The sequence below is a fragment of the Homoserinimonas sp. A447 genome, assembly GCF_054489325.1.
In genome coordinates this window covers 447,724-467,622 of the sequence record NZ_JBTMWW010000001.1, presented here as the reverse complement: position 1 = coordinate 467,622, position 19,899 = coordinate 447,724, and the positions used below count along the sequence as shown (strand labels likewise).

Below are 19,899 nucleotides of genomic sequence, written 5' to 3'. Positions count from 1 at the left end.
ACTCTGGAGCACGCAGATGTTATTGAGCATGCACGAGCAAGAGCGCCTGATGGTCTATCTGGCGGCCAAGCTGGCCATGGAGCGAAAGGCCCGCGGGTTGAAGCTGAACCTTCCGGAAGCTACCGCCATCGTCACCGCCTACCTGCTGGAGGGCGCACGCAACGGCGAGACTGTGGCCGACCTGATGGAGTCCGGCCGGGAGGTGCTCACCCGGGACGACGTGATGGAGGGCGTTCCGGAGATGTTGGCCCAGGTTCAGGTGGAGGCGACGTTTCCGGACGGAACCAAGCTGGTCACCGTGACGGGGCCGATCCCATGAGGGTCACCGAGAATCCGTTCGGCAGGAACCGGACGGGCGACCGCGGCCCGAAAACGGATGCCTCGCACCCCAGCGACAACCCGGGATACGACAGCGGGGTTGTGTACGACCACAAGGTGAAGCATCCATCATCCGGCGTCGGCAGCTCGAGCCAGCCGCGCCGGCCCGGAATGAACGAACGCCAGTCACCCCGCCGACTCTTCGATGCCAAGATCAGCGCCTACGAGCCCATCATCCCGGGTGAGATCCTTTTCGGGCGGGATCCGGTGGAGATCAACGTGGACGCCGAGGTGACGAGGATCCGCGTGGAGAACCCGGCGGATCGACCGGTTCAGGTCGGTTCGCACTACCACTTCGCCGAGGTGAACGCCGCCCTGAGGTTCGACCGGAAGGCCGCGTGGGGCAAGCGGCTGAATGTGCTCTCCGGCGGGTCGCTGCGGTTCGAGCCGGGGGCGGCGGAAGAAGTTGAACTCATTCCCATTGGGGGCAAGCGGATCGTGCGGGGGCTGCGCGGACTGTGTTCAGGAGAACTCGATGCCACAGATCCCCCGCGCTGAGTACATCGCGTCGTTCGGCCCGACGACCGGCGACCGCATCCGCCTGGCCGACACGAACATCATCATCGAGGTCGAGGAGGACCGCTGCGGGTACGGCGAGGAGATGGTCTTCGGCGGCGGCAAGTCGATTCGGGAGTCGATGGGGCAATCCAACGCCACCCGCGCGGAGGGCACCCCCGACCTGGTGATCACCGGTGCGGTTGTGCTCGACTACTGGGGCGTGATCAAAGCGGATGTCGGTGTGCGCGATGGACGCATCGTCGCCCTGGGCAAGTCGGGCAACCCGGACACGATGTCGGGCGTGCACCCCAACCTGGTCATCGGCCCGTCTACCGAGGTGATGTCCGGAAACGGCCTCATCCTCACCGCGGGCACCGTCGACACCCACGTGCACTTCGTCGGGCCCCAAATGCTGGCCGTCGCCCTGCAGGCCGGCACCACGACCGTGGTCGGCGGCGGGACAGGGCCGACGGAAGGGTCGAAGGCGACTCTGGCGACTCCCGGCTCCTGGTGGATGCAGCGGATGCTCGAAAGCATGGAGCCATGGCCGCTGAACGTGCTGTTCCTCGGGCGCGGCAACACCACTTCGCACGAGTCGATGTGGGAACAGCTGCGCGGCGGGGTCGGTGGCTTCAAGGTTCATGAGGATTGGGGTGCCACCCCGGCGGTGATCGACGCCTGCCTGCAGGTGGCCGACGAGTCGGGTGTGCAGGTCGCTGTGCACAGCGACACCCTGAACGAGTCCGGGTTCGTGGAGGACCTGCTGGCGGCGGTGGCCGGTCGCACCTTCCACTCGTTCCACACCGAGGGTGCCGGAGGCGGGCACGCCCCCGACATCATCCGCATCGCCAGTGAGCCGAACGTGCTGCCGGCCTCCACGAACCCGACCCGGCCGTTCACCCACAACACCATCGATGAGCACCTCGACATGGTGATGGTGGCCCACCACCTGAACCCGCAGGTGCCGAATGACCTGGCCTTCGCCGAGAGCCGTGTGCGTGAGGGCACCATCGCCGCCGAGGACGTCTTGCAGGATATGGGCGCGATCTCGATCATGTCGTCGGATGCCCAGGCGATGGGACGCATCGGCGAGGTGGTGATCCGCACCTGGCAGACCGCCCACCGCATGAAAGCCCTGCGTGGACCGCTCCCCGGCGACGACCGCGCCGACAACCTGCGCGCCCGCCGGTACGTTGCCAAGTACACGATCTGCCCGGCGGTCGCGCATGGGCTGGAGCGCGAGATCGGATCGGTGGAACCGGGAAAGCTGGCCGACCTGGTGCTGTGGCAACCGGCACTGTTCGGCATCCGCCCCACCGTTGTCTTCAAGGGCGGGGTCGCCGCTGTTGCTGCCCTCGGTGACCCGAACGCGTCGATTCCCACACCGCAGCCGGTCATGGAGCGGCTGGGTTTCAGCGTGGGCTCGCGTGCCGCAGCGGCGACGTCGTTCGCGTTCGTCGCCCCCGCCGCCATTGAGGACGGGCTGGCCGATCGCCTGGACATCAACCGCAAGCTGGTGGCGGTGGAGAATGTGCGCGGGCGCAGCAAGGAGGACCTGCCGGAGAACACCGCGATGCCGCACATCGAGGTCAACCCGAACACCTACGGCGTCACGGTCGACGGCGAGCTGATCGAGCATGAACCCGCCGTCGAACTGCCCATGGCGCAGAGATACTTCCTGTTCTGATGCGAACGACGCTGACGGAACCGTCGACCCCCGGCCGCACGGAGCCTGTCGACGACCGCCCGGGCGCCCTGGCCGCGCTGTTGCTGCTGGCTGATGGGCGCTTCCCGACGGGAGGTCACGCCCACTCCGGGGGTTTCGAGGCGGCGGCGGTGACGGATGCCCTGGGTGACGTCCCAGCCCTGGAGGGCTTCCTGCGCGGTCGCCTGACGACCGTCGGCCTGGTCGCGGCTGCCTTCGCCGGCGCTGCCTGCCGGATGTTCGCGGAGACGGCAACGGACGGCGCCGATGTCACGGCTGCACTGCTCCCCCTCGACACGGAGTTCAACGCCCGCACGCCATCCCCAACGCTCCGCACGGTCTCCCGTCGGCTCGGCCGCTCGGTGCTGCGCGTCGGCGGCACCGTGTGGCCGCACGCAGGGCTTCAGCGCATCGCGTCGCTGCCGGGCAATGGCCTGCACCAGCCGGTCGCGTTCGGCGCGGTCGCCGCCGCAGCCGGCCTGACCTCGAGGGATGCCGCCTACCTGGCGGCGTACGAGTCCATTGCCGGGCCGGCGACAGCCGCCATCCGTCTGCTCGGGCTGGATCCATTCCAGGTGAATGCCGCCCTCGCCCGGCTGGGTGCCCAGGTTGCCGAGGTGGCTGACGAAGCCGCCGGCTATCGCGATGCTCCACCCGCCGAGCTGCCCGCTCGCGCGGGGTTCCTGCTCGAAATCTTCGCCGAAGTCCATGCCACCTGGGAGGTGCGTCTCTTTGCCAGTTAATCCGTCACATGAGCACGAGCACGAGCACGAGCACGAGCAAAACGATGGTCACGGCCACGAGCATCCGGATGGCCGCATCATCCAGCTCGAGGAGAGCCACGAGGGGGCGAATACCCTCCGCGCCACCCCGGACCACATTCACGTCGACGAGGAGGAACCGCTCGCGGCCGGCCCCCGGCAGGCGGTGCGGATCGGGATCGGAGGGCCGGTCGGGTCGGGTAAGACCGCCCTGGTGGCGGCACTCTGCCGAACCCTGCAGGATCTTCAGATCGCAGTGGTCACCAATGACATCTACACCACGGAGGATGCCGACTTCCTGCTGCGCAACGGTGTGCTCCCGGCCGATCGGGTCACCGCAGTCGAGACCGGGGCGTGCCCGCACACGGCCATCCGCGACGACATCTCCACCAACCTGGAGGCGATCGAGGAGCTCGAGGAGAAGCTGCCGCCGCTCGACCTGATCCTGGTCGAAAGCGGCGGCGATAACCTGACCGCCACTTTCAGTCGCGGGCTGATCCATCACCAGATCTTCGTCATCGACGTGGCCGGTGGGGACAAGGTGCCGCGCAAGGGCGGCCCCGGTGTGACATCCGCCGACCTGTTGGTCATCAACAAGACCGACCTGGCGCCGTACGTTGGCGCCGACCTGGGGGTCATGGACCGCGACGCGAAGGCAAAGCGAGGTGAGCTGCCGGTGCTGTTCACCTCCCTCACCGAGGAACCATCTGCAGCGGCGGTGGCCGACTGGGTTCGGGATCGCCTGGCCGAACATCGCTGATGCGGTCATACGCGGGCGTGGCTGCCGACTGTCTCGCCGACGAGGACGGCCTGCTGCGCACCCGCATCAGTTGGATGCGATCCCAGGCACCGTTGATGTTCCGGCAGACGCGCGAGCCGTTTCCCGACGTTGTCGCGCGGTGGGGGGCGGATGCGCGCAGCGTTGCGAGCGTGAGGCTGGCGGCCGGCGCGGCCGGTCCGCTCGGTGGCGACCAGTTGCGCATCGACGTGCGCGTAGGCGGCGGGGCGATGCTGATGGTGAGGGCCGTGTCTGCGACGCTGCTGCTCCCCGGACCGCACGGGCTGGAGTCGAGCAGCGAGGTCACCATCAGGGTGGCGGCCATGGGAACGCTGGTATGGATGCCGGGACGGCAGATCGCGGCTGAGGGGTGCCGGCACGCATCCGTCACCCGCATCGAGTTGGAGCCGGGGGCGCGGTTGTTCGCTCGGGAGGAGTTGCTGCTCGGCCGGGAAGCTGAACTGCCGGGAGCGCTCCGCCAGCGTCTGCGGGTGACTCTTGGCGGTGAGGCGCTCTACGACCAGGAGGTCGCGGTGGGTGCGGGCGCGCCGGGATGGCAGAGTTCGGTGGTCACCGGTGGGCGACGGGCCCTCGGGTCGGTGCTGATCGTGGATCCGGCGCACGATGAGGCGCCGACCACCACCGTCTCAGAGCAGTTTCCGGATACCGCGGTGATGAGACTGGCCGAGGAGGCAGTGCTCGTAGCCAGCGCCGCCCCCGACGCGATAGAGCTGGACCGCCGACTCTCCGCCGCATTGGTATCGGTGGGTTGAGCGACTCGCGCAGCAAACGATGTTCTGTGGGTTGAGTAGCTCGCGCAGCGAGCGTATCGAAACCGCTCATGCCAGCAGTATCAGCACCAACCCGATCAACGGCAGCGTCCCCTGGGTGAACGCGGCACCGATGTACCGTCGCCCTGTGCTCACCAGCACGACAGCCGCCGCCACCATGCTGGCCATGGTGAACACGACGAGCGCCGTACCCGCAGCTTCCCAGCCAGCACCGAAGAACACGACGCCGACGATCGCGCCGATGGCGAGGAACAGGTTGTAGAACCCCTGGTTGTAGGCGAGGGGCCTGGTGGTTTCGGCATCCGCCTGGGAGGCGAGGCCGAAGCGCTTCCAGATGGCGGGGCGCGTCCAGGCGATGCTCTCCATGATGAAGATGCCCACGTGCAGCGCTGCGGCGAGGGAGACGACCAGTGTGGCGACGATGATCATGCGGTCAGCCTATTGCCCGGTTGCAATCATTGTGCGGAACTGTCGATCGGGCATCCGCTCATTCGTCATTGGGGTATGTCGGCCACCCACTGTGGCCGAGTACGTTACCTACGACGGAAGGAAATCCCATGCGTTACATGCTTCTGCTCAACTACCCCGAGATGACCGAGGCCGAATTAGGCCCGGAGGCGTTGGCCGAGGGCATGGCCGCCTTCGACGCCTACGCGAAGTCCCTCAATGAGTCCGGCGCGCTGATTTCGGCGGAGGTGCTGCAGTCGGTTGCGAAGAGCACCACCGTGAGCATGCGTGATGGCAGCCTGAAGGTTCAGGATGGCCCGTTCGCCGACACCAAGGAGCAGTTGGGCGGCACGTTCGTCATCGACGTCCCGGACCTGGATGCCGCACTCGCCTGGGCGGAGAAGTGCCCCGCGGCACAGTACGGGGTGGTGGAGGTGCGCCCGTCTGCGCTGATCTTCGAGGACGGCCAGTGGCAGGGCGAGTTTGATCGCTGACGAGCAGGTCGAGCGGGTCGCCCGTGCGTCGTACGGGCGACTGCTCGCGCTTCTTGCCGCGCCGACCGGTGACATCCGGCTGGCCGAGGACGCCTTGGCGGATGCCTTCGAGCAGGCCTTGAGAACCTGGCCCGTTTCCGGTGCGCCCGCCAACCCGGAAGGATGGTTGCTCACGGTGGCCCGCAACCGCATCCGCGACGTCTTCAAGTCGGCGGCCCAGCGAAGGTCGACTGTGCTGGGTGACCTGCAGCCCGCCGTGTTCGATGAGTTCGATCTCGACGCCATCCCCGACAAGCGGCTCGAGCTGATGTTCGTCTGCGCCCACCCGGCGATCGATGCCGGCGTTCGCGCTCCCCTGATGCTGCAAACGGTGCTCGGGTTCGAGGCAGCCCAGATCGCCAGGGCGTTCGCGATGCCTCCGTCGGCGATGGCGCAGCGCCTGGTGCGGGCCAAGCGGCGCATCCGTGACGCCCGGATTCCATTCAGCGTTCCCACCCGGCAGGACATGCCGGCTCGCCTGCCTGCCGTGCTGGAGGCGGTGTACGGCGCGTACTCCATCGACTGGATGCTGGTCTCCGGCGAGACGATGCGAGAATCGCTCTCGGCGGAGGCGCTCCACCTCGCTGCGACCCTGGCCGAGTTGCTCGGTGATGAAGCCGAGGCGTTCGGCCTGGCAGCGCTCATCGCCTTGTCGCTGACGCGGGCGGATGCGCGGGTCGTCAACGGCAGGCACGTCCCCCTCGATGAACAGGACACCACGAAATGGAACGCCGGGCTCATCGCCCAAGGTGAGGCGTGGTTGCGGCGGGCCCACGAGCTCGGCAGCATCGGCCGCTTCCAGCTGGAGGCGGCCATCCAGTCAGTGCATTGCGCCCGTGCAGCGTCCGGGGTGACCGACTGGGTCTCGCTGCGTAAGCTGCACGAGGCACTGGTTTCAATCGCCCCGTCCCTCGGCGCACACGTGTCACTCGCTGCCGTGATCGGCCAGGTCGACGGGCCAGAGGCTGGTCTCTCGTACCTGGACTCCATCGACGACCCAGCCGTGCACCGTTTCCAGCCGGCGTGGGCGACCCGCGCGCACCTGTTGGCGTCCGCCGGTCGTCGCGGCGAAGCATCCGCCGCCTATGAGAAGGCAATCTCGCTGACCACGGATACCACTGTGCGCGACTATCTCAGGGAACGCGCCCAGCTCCGCTGATTGAGCAGCCCGCTGTCAACCCAACCCGCAACTCCCTTCGTCGCACTATCAGAGTCACATCGATGATCAGGGAGTCACCATGAACAGGTTCGGCAAACTCAGCATCGCGGCCGCAGCGACCGCACTTCTCCTGGTCGGCTGCACGCCCACACCGGTTCCGCCCCCGGAAGTGCTGCCTCCGGCTCCCGCAGCTCCCACACCGACGCCGGCGGCCGACCCGGTCGAAGAGCGAGCCGACTACGGTTTCACCTATTTCTATGAGGCGGATCTCGGTACCTGGGAGGAGATGAGCGCCCAACTGTCGCACCCGGTGGCGGGAATTCCCGACTGCCCCTATTACGGCATGGTGTGGGGCACCGAGGTGGCCAACACCTTCGCCTTCATGGACCCGGATAACATCGCTGTCGGCGCCCTGTTCTTCTACACAATGCCGGGGATGACCACCTCCACGGCGCCGTACCCGCGCAACGCCGAGGGAGTCGGCCTCGGCAGTACACACGCCGAGGTGATAGCCGCCTTCCCCACGGCCGTGGTCGGCTCCATGGTGGATCTCGGAGCCGGCGACATTGCCACCATCACCGTCGATGACCCCGACAGCGACTCCAAATACGTCTACGGGTTCAACGGCGGTTCGTCGACGGTGGACCTCCTTCAGTGGGGTCCGGGTGCCGGCAACCAGTGGAGCCACCTCTGCGGAGGCTTCTAGCACGCGCCCGGACAGGCTTCCGGTTCGATCAGAAAATCTGCCGGAGGTTGGTGCGGGCCAGGTCGATGAGCTCGTCGCCGCGGCCAGACATGACGGTGCGGAAGGCGTAGAGGGCGAAACCCTTGACCTGCTCGGCCGTGATCGACGGCGGGATCGACAGCTCGTGACGCTCGGTGACGACATCGATGAGGGCCGGGCCGTCGTGATCGAGTACTTCCTTCAGTGCCGCCGGAAGCTGCGACGACTCCTCCACCCGAACGGCATGGATGCCCATCGCCTGGGCGAGCGCGGCAAAACTCGGATTCTCCAGGCCGGTGCCCCAGGTGACGAAACCGGCCGCCTTCATCTCCAACTCGATGAAGTTCAGCGAAGAATTGTTGAAGACCACCAGCTTGACGGGCAGTTTGTACTGCACGAGCGTGAGCAGCTCACCCAGCATCATGGTCAGGCCGCCGTCGCCGGCGAGCGCGACGACCTGCCGCCCCGGGTACGCCACCTGGGCGCCGATGCCGTGCATGAGGCCGGATGCCATCGAGCCGTGATTGAAGGATCCGATCATCCGCCGCTTGCCGTTCATGGTCAGGTAGCGGGCGGCCCAGATCACCGGTGAGCCGACATCGGGGATGAAGACGGCATCATCCGCCGCCGTCTCGTCGACCAGCCTGGCCAGGTATTGCGGGTGGATCGGCCTGGTGTCCCGGCTCGGGGTGGCCAGTTCATCGAGCTGGCGGCGGGTTTTGTCGTAGTGGTCGAGCATCTGATCGAGGTGCGTGCGATCGGTTTTCGTCTGCAGGTGCGGCAGCAGGGCGTCGATGGTTTCCCTGACACCACCGACCATCGCGTGATCCAGGTGCGTGCGCCGGCCCAGCTGTTCGCCACGGATGTCGATCTGGATGGTCGTGGCATCCGGATAGAACTGCTGGTACGGGAAGTCGGTGCCGAGCATGAGGAGAGTGTCGCAGCCCTCCATCGCGCGGGCACCGGATGCGAAGCCGAGCAGGCCGGTCATCCCGACATCGAACTCGTTGTCGTACTCGATGTGTTCCTTGCCGCGCAGCGCGTGGACCACCGGAGCCTTCAGCGCTTCGGCGATGGCCAACAGTCGATCGTGAGCACCAGCCACACCGGCCCCCGCGAGGATCGTCACCTTCTTGCCGGCGTTGAGCAGTTCGGCGGCGCGCAAGAGTTCCCGTTCTACGGGCACAACCTCGGATTCGGTAGCCGTGACAGTATCCACCCGGTTGTCCGGCACTTCGGCCAGGGCAATGTCACCGGACAGCACCACTACCGCCACTCCGCGCTTCTCCAATGCCGCGCGCATGGCGATGCGCAGCACCCGCGGCATCTGGTCCACGTTCGACACGTGCTCGACGTAGACACTGCATTCGCGGAACAGCTCTTGCGGGTGAGTCTCCTGGAAGTAGCCGCTGCCGATCTCGTCGCTCGGAATGTGGGCGGCGATCGCCAACACCGGAACCCTGGATCGTTGGGCGTCGAACAGGCCGTTGATGAGGTGCAGATTGCCTGGGCCGGCACTGCCGGCACACACCGCCAGCTCCCCGGTCAGGCCGGCTTCAGCCGCCGCGGCGAATGCAGCGGTTTCTTCGTGCCTGACGTTGATCCACTCGATGTCGCTGGTGCGCAGGGCATCCGTGAATCCGTTCAGGGAGTCGCCGGCGATGCCGTAGACCCGCCTGATCCCGCTTGCCTGCAGTGTAGAAACCATGTTCTCGGCGACGGTAACCATGTCGTCCTCTCTGACGGTCAGGGCTGTTGCCAGCCAACCTACCCACTGTCGCTGGATATCCCCAGCCTCGTCAGCTCCTCATCCATGCGGGTGGCCAGTTCGGCGTAACCCTCATCGTTCGGATGCAGGCCGTCCCACGAAATCCATTCCGGATGCCCATGCAGCCAACCAGACGCGCCGGCAATGTAGTCCGCGTCGATGTCGGCGGCGGCGTCCCTCAGCCAACCGGCTATCTTGTCGAGCGAGTCTGGCGGTTCACCGTCGTGCCAGAACGGTTCGACGACGATGATGCGGGCATCCGGAAGCTCCGTGCTGAGCCGTTCGAAGTCGTCCTCGATGTTGTGCTTGATGTCGGCAGCAGCGAACTCGAAACTGAAGGTGTCGTTGAGACCCAGCGTCACTATGACGATGCTGGGGCGCTGTTCGATGATGAGGCTGGGCACATCTCCGTCACCCACCACCGTGCGGTAGTTCACGAATCCGAGCCCGGCAACGCTCGGATTGAACTCCGCCCAGCCGCGCTGCTCGCAGATGATCGTCGACCAGCGCTTCGATGGGTCGCTGGCACCCATCCCTGAGGTGTACGAGTCGCCGTAGAACGCGACGACCGGGCCGTCGCCCTCGGGCGCGGCCGGCACGGGAGCGCACGCAGCAACCCCCACCAGTAGGCCGAGGCCGACGAGTACCGCGCAGAGTTTCTTCATGTCATTGCCAGCCGTTCCCATGGTAGGTCGAGCCGGGCTGATGTTCACCGCGGAAGCCGGCAGACACTTTCTGCGCCGAACAGGTGACGGCATTACGATTCGGGCATGACAGCGTTCGAGATCGTGAGCGTGATCTTTGGCGCGCTGGGATTGCTCGGTGGCGCGATCGGGTTCTTCCGTGCTGCCCGGGCCGACCGTCGGTCGAGCGCCGCCGAGGCTATGGCGGCGGATGCGCAGGCGGACGCAGCATCCGCTCTCGCGAAAAGCGCCGACGCTACCGAGCGAATTGCGGCAGCCGTGGAGCTCATTGCGCGACGCAGGGGCGTGGCAGCCGACACCCTGCTCACAGAGTCATCGTTACCTGAACTGAGTGCGTTGCTGGGTCGCCGCGAGGTGAACTGGGTGGTCGAAGCCCGCACGGTGCCGAACAGTTACCGGCTGCGGAACCTGGGCTCGCTTCCGGCCCGCGAGGTCACGATCGGCGAGAGATCGGCGGCTTCACTCGTTGAACCGGGAGCTGCGACGACGTTCAGCACGGGGCAGCACCCCGGCGCAATCGAGGTGTCGTGGCGGGACGATTCAGTGACGAATCGCCTGAGGTCAGCGGTCGAACTTCCTTCAGAGGCCGAGCATGGCAGCACCTGAGTCCATGAGACGTGCGTTAGCTTTTGGACTGGTTTCCGCGCAGTTGGTCTTGCTCGCGGCACTCGTCTTTGTTCCCCATGGTTCGCTGTGGCCTATCAACGGGGCCACCGTTGCGACCTCGATCGCGCTTGACGCGGCCGGCGCGATCCTCGTTACCCTGGGCGTGCTCGGCCTCGGGCCGGTGCTGACGCCGAGCCCGATCCCACGAGCGCAGGCGGGGCTGGTCACAAATCGCGTGTACGGTCTCGTCCGCAATCCGATCTACACCGGGCTCATGGTCGGTGGGCTCGGACTCGCGCTCTTCGGCAGGTCGGTCTGGCACGTCGCCGCCTGGGGCGCCCTCGTCGTGGTGCTGTCGGTCAAGACCCGGTGGGAGGAGCGGATGCTCGCGCGAGAGCACCCGGAATATGGCGAGTACGCGGCGCGCGTCGGCCGGTTCCTGCCGGGGATAGGCCGGCTGCGGCCTCCCACCTGATCACGTTTTCAGCCGAACCCTAGTTCGAGTCGCGGTACACCTCGGAACGGTGCCCGACGCCGATGGCCAAAACGACCATCCGCTCATCTTCGACACTGACAAGAACCCGAAAATCTCCGACTCGATATCGCCAGTACCCGCGTTTCTCCCCCGTCAGCGCTTTGCCTCTTTGACGCGGATCATCGAGCTGCTGCACTGCCTCAAGGTAGTCAATGATTCTGCGCGCGACGGCCCGATCGAGTTTTCGAATCGATCGGTCGAACTCGGCGGTGGTTTCGATTCGCCAGGAGCCCGATGGCCGTCGTTCGCTCATAGACCGAGTTCTGCCTTGAGGTCGCTCAGCGGTCGCGTCTTTCGATCAGACGCTTCCCACCGGTCGATGACCTCGTCGGCCCAGAACCGTTCCTCCAGTTCATCAAGATGGGTCTCGATCGCTTCCTTCACGTAGAACGAGCGAGTGCGTCCGGTGCGTGCCGCGAGCGCATCGAGCCGGCGTTCCTGTTCGGGCGAAAGCCGCACTGCAATTGTCATGTCTGCTCCGAATGTTTACATGTAAACGGTACGCTGAGTTGGATCGCAGTACAAGACGCTGAATTCCGCTGATTGACCTCGCCCCCGCTGATTGAGCTCGTCAAAATCGCGCTCGGGTAACCCTGGGCCACTTCGACAGTTCAGGAGCGCTCGAAAAGCTGAGACACATCGCCCTCGGTCGGCTTGCGGCGGGCCTCGCTGATTGAACTTGTCGAAATCCGGGCTTGGGTTGCCCGGACGGGGTTTCGATACGCCCGCTCGCTTCGCTCGCGGGCTACTCAACCAGCAACATGGGCGCTCGACCCGTGAGGGAGCGGTCAGGTGTTGGCGCCACGGCCTGCGACCCGCCAGGTGTCGATGAGGGCGCCATTTTGCAGGACGACGAGCTGATCGGCCAGGTTCACGGCCGCACAGACGTGGTTCGGCGCGACTCGCAGGGTGCTGCCGAGTTCGGGAATCGCTGCGCCGTCCGGGAAGCGGATGGTCGCGTGGTGTTCGGAGAGGGCCACCACTCGAGCATCCGGAAACTCAGGCAGCCGACCGCCACCGGTTGCCCACGCAGGCTGGTCGGCCCCCAGAACCTTGCTGCCGGCATCCGCGATCACGTCCTGGCCGCGCCTGCTGACCACTGTGATGTGGGCGGTCAGCGCGACGTCGTCCCACGAGCAGCTGCCGAGCTCCACCTGCTGCGCGTCATTGAAGACGTAGACGCCCGGGCGCACCTCGTTGACCACGTCGGCGTCCGTATCGGCACGCGTCGGGGTGGATCCGCCGCTGCGAACCGGAGCGACCACGCCCGCGCGCTCCAGCATGAAGGCGGCGATGCTGAGGGTGTCAGCCTCATCCCGGGCAGCCTGCGCCCGGCCGGTCGGCGAGTAGCCGTGACCCGGAAAAGTGAAGACGCCGGCGACCGACAGTCCGGCCCGCTCGGCAGCCACCGCCACCGTCGCCGCCTGGTCGGGCATCGTGCCGCTTCGGTGATGCCCGCTGTCGATCTCCACCATGGCCTGGATGCCGGAACCGGCGAGCATCCGGCCGAGTGCCTCAGCCGACTCGACCGAGTCGACGCCGACCCGCAGCGACACCCGCTCGGCAAGGGCCCGCAGCCGCGCTGCACGGCTTTCGGATGGCCACACCGGGTAGGCGATGAACAGGTCCGTAAAGCCGGCGTCGGCGAAGACCTCAGCCTCGCCGACCGTGGCGAGAGTCAGCCCCACCGCGCCGAGCTCCAGCTGGCGACGCGCGATCTCCGGCACCTTGTGAGTCTTCGCGTGGGGACGCAACGCGACCCCACGCTGGCGTGCATCATCCGCAGCCCGCTGGAGGTTGCGCTCCATCACGTCGAGGTCGACTGCCAGAAACGGGGTCTCCATCGTGAGGGTTTCGCTCATGCGCTGACCCTACCCCCGGGCGATGGGAAGTTCGATGGTGGCCAGCACAGCGCGCCCGGGCGACGCGCGCACGGCCATATCGACGATCGCAAGCTGAGTCAGCGTGAACTCGTCCCCCGCGTGCACGCGGCCGTGCGTCTTCACGGTGACGTGCGGGCGGAAGCCTGCGCCCGTGAAAGCCGGCTCATCCGGGGCCGCCGCGAAGGGTCGCACCGCCGCCCGGAGCGCCTGGTGCAGGGCGGTCAGCTGCTCGTTTTCGGCGATCAACGTCACCGGAATGTCATGGCGCCGCCCGAACAACTCATCCTGGGCAGCCACCACCTTCATCGCCGGGTGGGCGGATGCGGCCGAGCGGATGGCGTCCGCCACTTCTGAGGCCGACGCATCCGTCAGGAATGGCGGCAACACCGTCACGTGCAACGGCCACTCGCTAACCGCGAAGCTGTCGCCCTCGGCGAGCGGCGACAAGGGGAGAACGACAACCAGTCGGGACATCGCTACCTGTCGCGGCCGGACCGGTTGCCGAGCCGGAACCCCAGCCAGCCGGCGATAAGTGCGATTCCCGCCGACAGGGCGAGAGCAGCATCCGTCGGCATCGCGACGAGGGTCGGCGAGAAGCGGGCGAATGCGCCATCCGGGTAGCCGAACCAGCCGAAGGTGAGCGGCTGGCTCGCGATGATGAACCCGATAATGAGCAAGGCGAACCCGAGCGCGAGCGGGCCCCACTGTCTGAGAACCGAAGCAAACGTCATGCGCCTGACGTTATCGCACGTGCGGCAAGGGCCCACGATTCGCCTGCTGAGGATTACACTCGTGCCGACGCCGACACTTCACCATGATCGGAGACCCATGCCCTCGACAATCGAAAACCGTGACTGGTTGACCGTTTCGCTCGGAGTGCTGGGCCTGCTGCTGCACCTGGTAGTCGGATACTTCTACCTGGTGTCCGGCCTGGCCGTACCGCTGGGCGGCATCATCGTGCTTTGGCTCATCTGGGTGGCACTGATGCTGGTCGGAGTGTGGTTGCTGGTCACGCACCCGCTGCTGGCGCTGCTGGTGCCAGTGGTGGCCCTCGCGCTGTACTTCGCCGCCATCACCCTCGGCGGGGCGGTCTTCGGCTGGACCGCCTGAGGCGCGGCGCCCGTGCAGCCGCTTGCGCGCGCGAATCGGGTCATCCTGCGGGTTCTCCGGTGGAGCACACCCGCAGAATGACGCGGCTCGCGGTCTTAGAGCTAGTTCTCCTGCTGCCCGATCGCGAAGGTGACGGCGCCGCCCTCGTCGAGTTGGGCATCCAGAACCTTGTCTTCGAGTACCACGGCGGCATCCGGCTCAAGGAACACGCGCGCGCCGGCGCTCTCCACCACCTGGTCGGTCGGCTCTGGGGCCGGGGTGAGGTCAACGGCAAGGCCGGCGTCACCCTCTGTCGTGCTGATACGGAGGCCGGCGTTGTCGGCGACCGCCGTCTGTTCGGCGAGGTTCTTGATCAATGAGCTGGCGTTCTCGGTCAAAGTAAGCATGGGTGTTCCTTCCGATTCCGGTGAATGTCCGACCCTTCCCGCATTGGCGCCGAGACTCAACCCGCAGGTGCGCATTGTGATGAAACTCACACGAACACGCCGGAAGCCAGCAGACTGGAGGTAGTTGTGTTCGCTGAGTTGTGAGGAGATCCGGATGCCCGAATCGAGTGAAGGGCGCGTCGCCGTCTACATCGACTTCGACAATATCGTCATCTCCCGGTACGACCAGAAGCACGGGCGGTCCCGGGGTCGCGCACGGCCCGACAACCTGAAGGACATCACAGCAGCGTCGCTCCTGGCCGACCCGGAGCTGGCGCAGCGCCTGACCGAGGCAACCATCGACATCGGTGCGGTGCTCGACTTTGCGTCATCGTTCGGCTCCATCGCCGTCAGCCGCGCATACGCGGACTGGTCGGTCGAGGTCAACGCCAGTTACAAGAACCAGCTCATGGATCGCGCCGTCGAACTGGTTCAGCTGTTCCCCGCCGTGAGACCGGCCAAGAACGGTGCCGACATCAGGCTCGCCGTCGACATCGTCGAAGACCTGTTCCGGCTGGACCACCTCACGCACGTCGTCATCGTCGCCGGCGACTCCGACTACATCGCGCTGGCGCAACGCTGCAAACGCCTTGGTCGCTACGTGGTTGGCATCGGTGTTGCCGGTGCGACCAGCAAGTTCCTGGCATCCGCCTGCGACGAGTTCGCGGACTACGACGCACTGCCGGGCGTCACCACTGACGAGGAGACGCAGAACCCGCCGGAGCCGACCGAAGAGGTCGCGGAGCCGAAAAAGGCGAAGACGAAGGGCTCCATCACCGAGCCGACGTTCTCGTCGGCGGCCGGCAGCCCGACCCGGAAACAGGACAAGCAGAAGATGCAACTGGATGCGACTGCGCTCCTGGTGCGTGCCCTCAGGCTCGGGCAGGCGAAGGACGACGCCGACTGGCTGGGCAGCTCCAGCGTCAAGAACCAGATGCTGCGCATGGACCCTTCGTTCCAGGAGTCGGCCCTCGGCTACAAGACCTTCACGGACTTCATCAAGTCGCGCAAGAACGAAGTCGAACTGCAGGAGGACGGCCAGATGCGACGCATCCGCCTGCGCCCGTCGGAGAAGGCGACCAAGCAGGGTTAAAGGCCGCCGCAACGGATGATCGTCACGGCGGGATCACCATCAGGGAGCGGCAAGCGGCGTCTTGCTAGCATTCCAAGTCGGCGTCGTTCAAGGTGCCGCATCTATCGCCTCCTCAGATAGGACACCGTGGGACACAGTCACGCTCGCCCCAGAGACGACCAGCCGACATCCGAGACCGCAGCGACTCGCCGCCGCGCCAACCTCCTGCTGACCGCAATCCTCGGCCCGCTGACCCTGCTCACCATTGTCGGCATGATCCTGCTGTGGCCGAGCGGCGACCGCTCCAACGTTCGGGTTGTCGAGTCCTACGGAGGGCTGAGCACCCAGACCGGCACCGTGACAGGTGCCGCAATCGAACCGTGCGCGGGTTACGAGGCGCAATCGGGTGAGGCGCTCGTCGAATGCCTGGTCGTCAACGTCGCACCGGATGCCGGTGGTGCAGCGGTCAGCCTGGAGATACCTCCCGAGGTGACCAGCCAGTCATCGATCTCCGAGGGCAGCCAGGTGCGCTACCTGAATCTGGGCGACAGGGCGTCGGAGGGACAGGACCAGCACCTGTTCATCGACTTCGTGCGCACCGTACCCATGGCACTCCTGGCCGGCGTGTACGCCTTGGTCGTCATTCTCGTTGCCCGGTGGCGGGGCTTCCGCGCATTGCTCGGCCTGGCGGGCGCGTACGCGGTCATGGCATACTTCATCCTCCCCGGGCTGGTTGAAGGGAAGCCACCGCTCCTCCTCGCGCTGATCGGGTCGAGCGTCATCATGATCGCCGTGCTCTACTTCGCGCACGGGTTCTCTGCGCGCACCTCAACGGCCCTGCTGGGCACCATCTTCGGGCTGGTCGCCACCGCCCTGATCGCCGCTTGGGCATCCGGATCATCACAGTTGACCGGCCTCAACGATGATGCCGACTTCTACCTGCAAACGGTCTCGGACAACATCTCGCTGTCCGGGGTCATGCTGTGCGGGCTGATCATCTCGGGGCTCGGTGTGCTGAACGATGTGACCATCACGCAGTCGTCGGCGGTGTGGGAGATGCACGAACTCGCACCACAGTCGAGCGCGCGCCGGCTGTTCGCCGGAGCCATGCGTGTGGGGCGTGACCACATCGCATCAACCGTCTACACGATCGTGTTCGCTTACGCCGGGGCTGCCCTCCCCTTGCTGATCATCACCTCACTCCAGGGGCTGCCGTTCGTGGAAACGGTGACCGGTGGGGAGCTGGCTGAGGAGATCGTGCGAACGCTGGTCGGCTCCATCGGATTGGTGCTGGCGATCCCGGTGACCACGGCCATTGCCGTTCTCGTTGTGAAGGCTGTCGGATCGAAAACCGTGCAGACTTCAGCCGCCATCGTGGCACCCGATGCCCCCTCAGTGGCCCATCCGGTCGGCGCGGATCAGTGGGCCGGGGCGACGCCGATCACGATCGTGGAGTCCAAATCGTCTGAGTGGTGAACGGCGGTCGCAAAGCCGGCAGCGGCCAATGCCTCGGCCGTCAGCGATGATTGCCTCTCACTCGTCTCGATCAACAGCGCGCCGCCGGGTGCCAGCCACCGCGAGGCGTCCGCAATGATCCGGCGCTGCACGTCCAGGCCGTCCGCTCCCCCGTCGAGCGCCACCGGGGACTCGTGGAGGCGAGCTTCCGGCGGCATCAGGCTGATGGCATCCGTCGGCACATAGGGCGCATTGGCGACGAGAATGTCGATGGTCCCGGCCACGGCGGGCGGCAGCGCAGCGAAGAGGTCGCCCTCGAAGACCCGGTCGGGCGGCAGATTGCGGCGGGCGCACCGCACCGCCGCTGGATCAACGTCAGCAGCGTAGAGGCGGATGCCCGGCACGGCAGCCGACACTGCCGCGCCGACCGCGCCGGTACCGCAGCACAGGTCGAGCACCACGTCGTTTTCGGTGGCGAGGTGGGCCGCGAGTTCGACCAGGTAGGCGGTGCGCTGGCGGGGGACGAAAACGCCGGGCTCAACGACGATTCGCAGACCGCAGAATTCCGCCCAGCCCAGAAGGTGCTCCAGCGGCAGCCCGGACGTCCGCTTCGCCACCAGGTCGTTCAGGTGCTCATCGGTCGTCGCCGCCTCGAGGAGCAGTGTTGCCTCCTCTTCAGCGAAGACCGAGCCGGCGGTTCGCAGGCGAGCTGCAACGTCGGAAACCTGTGTTTGAGTGGCGCCCACTAGGCGGTCGGGCGCCCGCCGGGCGACTCTCTCGCGCGGTATTCGAATGTTCCGGCGGTCACGGTGCGGTACGACTCCTCGATGATGGACTCCAGCACCGCCAGGTCGATGTCGTCGAGCTTCTTGATGTATACGCACACCAAACCGGTCGTGTGTGGGCCGAGTTTGGCCAGCTGGCCCTCGTACCCGGCAACGCCGTCTGGCAGGTACACGGTGGTTGCGGCTTTTCGCGGCGCGAAGCCCGCCCCACCCGCATCGCCTTCACGACCGCTCGCGTATTGTAGTGGTATCGGCCGAATCCGATGATCGACGGTCCCCACATGCGGGGTTCCTGGCCGGTCACCCGGGACATCAACTCGATGAGGGTCTCGGCATCGCGTTTGCGGACGGCCGGGGTTACCTGGGCGACGAACTCCCCCACGTCTGCATCGGACTCGATCAACCGTGCTCCTCTGTTGCTGAACTCTGCTGCTGAACCTGTTTCGGTCCACAATACGAGGTGGAGCTACTCCTCTGTGGACGCATTCCGCCAGCGGACGCATTCCGCCAGGGAACGGAGCCTGCGCGCTCATCTGCGGGGTAGTACGCCTGCGGTTCGAGCGGTGCCAGCGCCAGATGTCGGTGGAGGCTGGCACACTGTGCGGCATGGCACTCGTTCAGTACTACGTGGCGTCCACCATCGACGGGTTCATCGCCGACCGCGAAGACAACATCGACTGGTTGCTGCAGTTCGGCTTCGACAACTTCCAGGAGGACTACGACAAATTCATGGCGGATGTCGGTGCGATCGTCATGGGGTCGACCACCTACGAATACGTGATCGGTGAGGGCGCCGAATCCTGGGCCTACGGTTCAACGCCGGTGTTGGTGCTCACGTCGCGCAGCCTGCCTGCGGTGCCCGGCGCAGACATCCGTTTCTTCGCCGGTGACGTGGCTGAGGTACACCGGGAGGCGCTGGAAGCTGCCGAAGGAAAGAACGTCTGGGTGGTCGGCGGGGGCAACGTTGCGGCCCAGTTCGCCGACCGCGGCCTGCTCGACGAGCTGCTGGTCACCGTGATGCCGATCGTGCTCGGCTCCGGAAAGCAGTTGCTGCCGATCGCGGGCGTCACCGAACCGCTCACCCTGCAGGGCACCACCCCGTTCCCGGCGGGAGCGGTCGGACTCCGTTACCGGCTGTCCGCGATTCCAGCCGAGTGACCCGCTAAGACTTCGGGTACGCCGACACCTTGAGCGCCCGGGCCAGGTGGGTGGCGTTCGCTGCGAGCGACGCGTTCGTGGCCGCTGTTTTCTCCGGGGTCTCCGGAAGGTCCTTGTAGTCGACGGTGTGCATCGCCTCACCGTTCCAGTAGGTGCCGCCCTGCGCGGGAATCGTGAACCCGACATCGTTGAGCGCCTGCATCAGGTCTGCGGTGATCTTGTGCGCGCCGTCCTCGTTGCCGACCACCCCGGTGACCGCCACCTTGTCGTACAAGATCGGGCGGCCCGCATCATCCGTCTCCGACAGCTCGGCGTCGAAACGTTCGACCACCCTCTGGGCGACGCTCGACATGTGACCGACCCAGGTGGGCGTGCAGAAGACCAGGATGTCGGCATCCAGCACCTGCTGGCGGATGCCCGGCCACTCGTCGCCGTCACCCATATCGGTCTTCACGCCGGGCTTCACGTCGTGGTCGACGACCCGGATCGTGCTGCCGGTGACCCCGTGCTTGGCCAACTCCTCGAGCAGCTGAGTGGCCAGCAATTCCGTGCTCGATTCGGTCGGCGATGGCGACAAGGTACAGACGAGGGCGATAGCTGAAAGCGAGATATCCATGAGTCGAG

At 66.2% G+C, this 19,899-nt stretch carries 27 protein-coding genes; 15 read left to right on the top strand and 12 right to left on the bottom strand.

Going from position 1 to position 19,899, the window contains the following annotated elements:
* Positions 1-16: 16 nt before the first annotated feature.
* The 6 genes from ACX3O0_RS02250 to ACX3O0_RS02225 are packed head-to-tail and all read left to right on the top strand — an operon-like array spanning position 17 to position 4,893.
* Positions 17-319: an urease subunit gamma gene (locus tag ACX3O0_RS02250; protein WP_459108434.1), complete on the top strand. Its 303-nt coding sequence runs from the start codon at positions 17-19 to the stop codon at positions 317-319.
* Positions 316-876 (top strand): urease subunit beta, encoded by a 561-nt coding sequence (locus ACX3O0_RS02245; protein ID WP_459090609.1) that lies wholly within the window; start codon positions 316-318, stop codon positions 874-876. Before ACX3O0_RS02250 ends, ACX3O0_RS02245 begins: the two co-directional genes overlap by 4 nt.
* Positions 854-2,563: an urease subunit alpha gene (locus ACX3O0_RS02240; RefSeq protein WP_459106654.1), complete on the top strand. Its 1,710-nt coding sequence runs from the start codon at positions 854-856 to the stop codon at positions 2,561-2,563. Before ACX3O0_RS02245 ends, ACX3O0_RS02240 begins: the two co-directional genes overlap by 23 nt.
* Complete coding sequence (locus tag ACX3O0_RS02235) at positions 2,563-3,324, top strand: urease accessory protein UreF (RefSeq protein WP_459106653.1); 762 nt, start codon at positions 2,563-2,565, stop codon at positions 3,322-3,324. Before ACX3O0_RS02240 ends, ACX3O0_RS02235 begins: the two co-directional genes overlap by 1 nt.
* Positions 3,314-4,102: an urease accessory protein UreG gene (gene ureG / locus ACX3O0_RS02230; protein WP_459106652.1), complete on the top strand. Its 789-nt coding sequence runs from the start codon at positions 3,314-3,316 to the stop codon at positions 4,100-4,102. Before ACX3O0_RS02235 ends, ureG begins: the two co-directional genes overlap by 11 nt.
* Positions 4,102-4,893, top strand: a complete 792-nt coding sequence (locus ACX3O0_RS02225; RefSeq protein WP_459106651.1) for an urease accessory protein UreD — start codon at positions 4,102-4,104, stop codon at positions 4,891-4,893. Before ureG ends, ACX3O0_RS02225 begins: the two co-directional genes overlap by 1 nt.
* 66 nt (positions 4,894-4,959) lie before the next feature.
* Here ACX3O0_RS02225 and ACX3O0_RS02220 read toward each other — a convergent pair whose 3' ends face one another.
* Positions 4,960-5,340, bottom strand: a complete 381-nt coding sequence (locus tag ACX3O0_RS02220) for a DUF1304 domain-containing protein (RefSeq protein WP_459090599.1) — start codon at positions 5,338-5,340, stop codon at positions 4,960-4,962.
* 128 nt (positions 5,341-5,468) lie between these two features.
* On the opposite strand from ACX3O0_RS02220, the gene ACX3O0_RS02215 reads away from it, so the two are divergent.
* The 3 genes from ACX3O0_RS02215 (at position 5,469) to ACX3O0_RS02205 (ending at position 7,756) form a co-directional block, all read left to right on the top strand.
* The gene (locus ACX3O0_RS02215) at positions 5,469-5,852 is read left to right on the top strand and encodes a YciI family protein (protein ID WP_459090597.1); all 384 of its coding nucleotides are present in this window, start codon (positions 5,469-5,471) and stop codon (positions 5,850-5,852) included.
* The gene (locus ACX3O0_RS02210) at positions 5,842-7,050 is read left to right on the top strand and encodes an RNA polymerase sigma factor (RefSeq protein WP_459106650.1); all 1,209 of its coding nucleotides are present in this window, start codon (positions 5,842-5,844) and stop codon (positions 7,048-7,050) included. The genes ACX3O0_RS02215 and ACX3O0_RS02210 overlap by 11 nt, the downstream gene beginning before the upstream one ends.
* Before the next feature lie 79 nt (positions 7,051-7,129).
* Positions 7,130-7,756: a hypothetical protein gene (locus tag ACX3O0_RS02205; RefSeq protein ID WP_459106649.1), complete on the top strand. Its 627-nt coding sequence runs from the start codon at positions 7,130-7,132 to the stop codon at positions 7,754-7,756.
* Positions 7,757-7,784: 28 nt separating this feature from the next.
* Here ACX3O0_RS02205 and poxB read toward each other — a convergent pair whose 3' ends face one another.
* Positions 7,785-9,503, bottom strand: a complete 1,719-nt coding sequence (gene poxB, locus ACX3O0_RS02200; protein WP_459106648.1) for a ubiquinone-dependent pyruvate dehydrogenase — start codon at positions 9,501-9,503, stop codon at positions 7,785-7,787.
* A 38-nt stretch (positions 9,504-9,541) separates the two neighbouring features.
* Positions 9,542-10,207 (bottom strand): SGNH/GDSL hydrolase family protein, encoded by a 666-nt coding sequence (locus ACX3O0_RS02195; protein WP_459106647.1) that lies wholly within the window; start codon positions 10,205-10,207, stop codon positions 9,542-9,544.
* Between the two features lie 105 nt (positions 10,208-10,312).
* Between ACX3O0_RS02195 and ACX3O0_RS02190 the strand changes: the two genes are divergently transcribed.
* Both ACX3O0_RS02190 and ACX3O0_RS02185 read left to right on the top strand, forming a co-directional pair.
* Positions 10,313-10,852 carry a hypothetical protein gene (locus ACX3O0_RS02190; protein ID WP_459106646.1) on the top strand — a complete coding sequence of 180 codons (540 nt, stop codon included), beginning with the start codon at positions 10,313-10,315 and terminating at the stop codon, positions 10,850-10,852.
* Positions 10,853-10,856: 4 nt separating this feature from the next.
* A complete protein-coding gene (locus tag ACX3O0_RS02185; RefSeq protein ID WP_459106645.1) occupies positions 10,857-11,327 on the top strand; it encodes a methyltransferase family protein in 471 nt (156 codons plus the stop codon).
* Positions 11,328-11,346: 19 nt separating this feature from the next.
* Here ACX3O0_RS02185 and ACX3O0_RS02180 read toward each other — a convergent pair whose 3' ends face one another.
* The 5 genes from ACX3O0_RS02180 to ACX3O0_RS02160 all read right to left on the bottom strand — a co-directional run bounded on the left by ACX3O0_RS02180 (position 11,347) and on the right by ACX3O0_RS02160 (position 14,001).
* Positions 11,347-11,640 carry a type II toxin-antitoxin system RelE family toxin gene (locus tag ACX3O0_RS02180; protein ID WP_459106644.1) on the bottom strand — a complete coding sequence of 98 codons (294 nt, stop codon included), beginning with the start codon at positions 11,638-11,640 and terminating at the stop codon, positions 11,347-11,349.
* A complete protein-coding gene (relB, locus tag ACX3O0_RS02175; RefSeq protein WP_459106643.1) occupies positions 11,637-11,858 on the bottom strand; it encodes a type II toxin-antitoxin system RelB family antitoxin in 222 nt (73 codons plus the stop codon). Before relB ends, ACX3O0_RS02180 begins: the two co-directional genes overlap by 4 nt.
* A 317-nt stretch (positions 11,859-12,175) precedes the next feature.
* Positions 12,176-13,249 carry an alanine racemase gene (locus tag ACX3O0_RS02170; protein WP_459106642.1) on the bottom strand — a complete coding sequence of 358 codons (1,074 nt, stop codon included), beginning with the start codon at positions 13,247-13,249 and terminating at the stop codon, positions 12,176-12,178.
* A 9-nt stretch (positions 13,250-13,258) separates the two neighbouring features.
* Entirely contained in the window at positions 13,259-13,744 is a 486-nt protein-coding gene (locus tag ACX3O0_RS02165; RefSeq protein WP_459106641.1) for a 2'-5' RNA ligase family protein, read from the bottom strand.
* A 2-nt stretch (positions 13,745-13,746) separates the two neighbouring features.
* Positions 13,747-14,001 carry a hypothetical protein gene (locus tag ACX3O0_RS02160; RefSeq protein ID WP_459106640.1) on the bottom strand — a complete coding sequence of 85 codons (255 nt, stop codon included), beginning with the start codon at positions 13,999-14,001 and terminating at the stop codon, positions 13,747-13,749.
* 97 nt (positions 14,002-14,098) lie between these two features.
* On the opposite strand from ACX3O0_RS02160, the gene ACX3O0_RS02155 reads away from it, so the two are divergent.
* A complete protein-coding gene (locus ACX3O0_RS02155) occupies positions 14,099-14,380 on the top strand; it encodes a hypothetical protein (RefSeq protein WP_459106639.1) in 282 nt (93 codons plus the stop codon).
* 101 nt (positions 14,381-14,481) lie between these two features.
* Here ACX3O0_RS02155 and ACX3O0_RS02150 read toward each other — a convergent pair whose 3' ends face one another.
* The gene (locus ACX3O0_RS02150) at positions 14,482-14,766 is read right to left on the bottom strand and encodes a Fe-S cluster assembly protein HesB (RefSeq protein ID WP_459090563.1); all 285 of its coding nucleotides are present in this window, start codon (positions 14,764-14,766) and stop codon (positions 14,482-14,484) included.
* Positions 14,767-14,920: 154 nt separating this feature from the next.
* On the opposite strand from ACX3O0_RS02150, the gene ACX3O0_RS02145 reads away from it, so the two are divergent.
* Both ACX3O0_RS02145 and ACX3O0_RS02140 read left to right on the top strand, forming a co-directional pair.
* Positions 14,921-15,898 (top strand): NYN domain-containing protein, encoded by a 978-nt coding sequence (locus tag ACX3O0_RS02145; RefSeq protein WP_459090561.1) that lies wholly within the window; start codon positions 14,921-14,923, stop codon positions 15,896-15,898.
* A 126-nt stretch (positions 15,899-16,024) separates the two neighbouring features.
* Positions 16,025-17,353 carry a YibE/F family protein gene (locus tag ACX3O0_RS02140; protein WP_459090559.1) on the top strand — a complete coding sequence of 443 codons (1,329 nt, stop codon included), beginning with the start codon at positions 16,025-16,027 and terminating at the stop codon, positions 17,351-17,353.
* Here ACX3O0_RS02140 and ACX3O0_RS02135 read toward each other — a convergent pair.
* Both ACX3O0_RS02135 and ACX3O0_RS02130 read right to left on the bottom strand, forming a co-directional pair.
* Complete coding sequence (locus tag ACX3O0_RS02135; protein ID WP_459106638.1) at positions 17,296-18,078, bottom strand: putative protein N(5)-glutamine methyltransferase; 783 nt, start codon at positions 18,076-18,078, stop codon at positions 17,296-17,298. The genes ACX3O0_RS02140 and ACX3O0_RS02135 overlap by 58 nt on opposite strands.
* Positions 18,078-18,290 (bottom strand): hypothetical protein, encoded by a 213-nt coding sequence (locus ACX3O0_RS02130; RefSeq protein ID WP_459106637.1) that lies wholly within the window; start codon positions 18,288-18,290, stop codon positions 18,078-18,080. Before ACX3O0_RS02130 ends, ACX3O0_RS02135 begins: the two co-directional genes overlap by 1 nt.
* Before the next feature lie 433 nt (positions 18,291-18,723).
* Between ACX3O0_RS02130 and ACX3O0_RS02125 the strand changes: the two genes are divergently transcribed.
* Positions 18,724-19,275 (top strand): dihydrofolate reductase family protein, encoded by a 552-nt coding sequence (locus ACX3O0_RS02125; protein ID WP_459090553.1) that lies wholly within the window; start codon positions 18,724-18,726, stop codon positions 19,273-19,275.
* A 4-nt stretch (positions 19,276-19,279) separates the two neighbouring features.
* Here ACX3O0_RS02125 and ACX3O0_RS02120 read toward each other — a convergent pair whose 3' ends face one another.
* On the bottom strand, positions 19,280-19,891 hold the full coding sequence (locus ACX3O0_RS02120; protein ID WP_459106636.1) for a flavodoxin family protein: 612 nt from the start codon (positions 19,889-19,891) through the stop codon (positions 19,280-19,282).
* Positions 19,892-19,899: the final 8 nt, after the last annotated feature.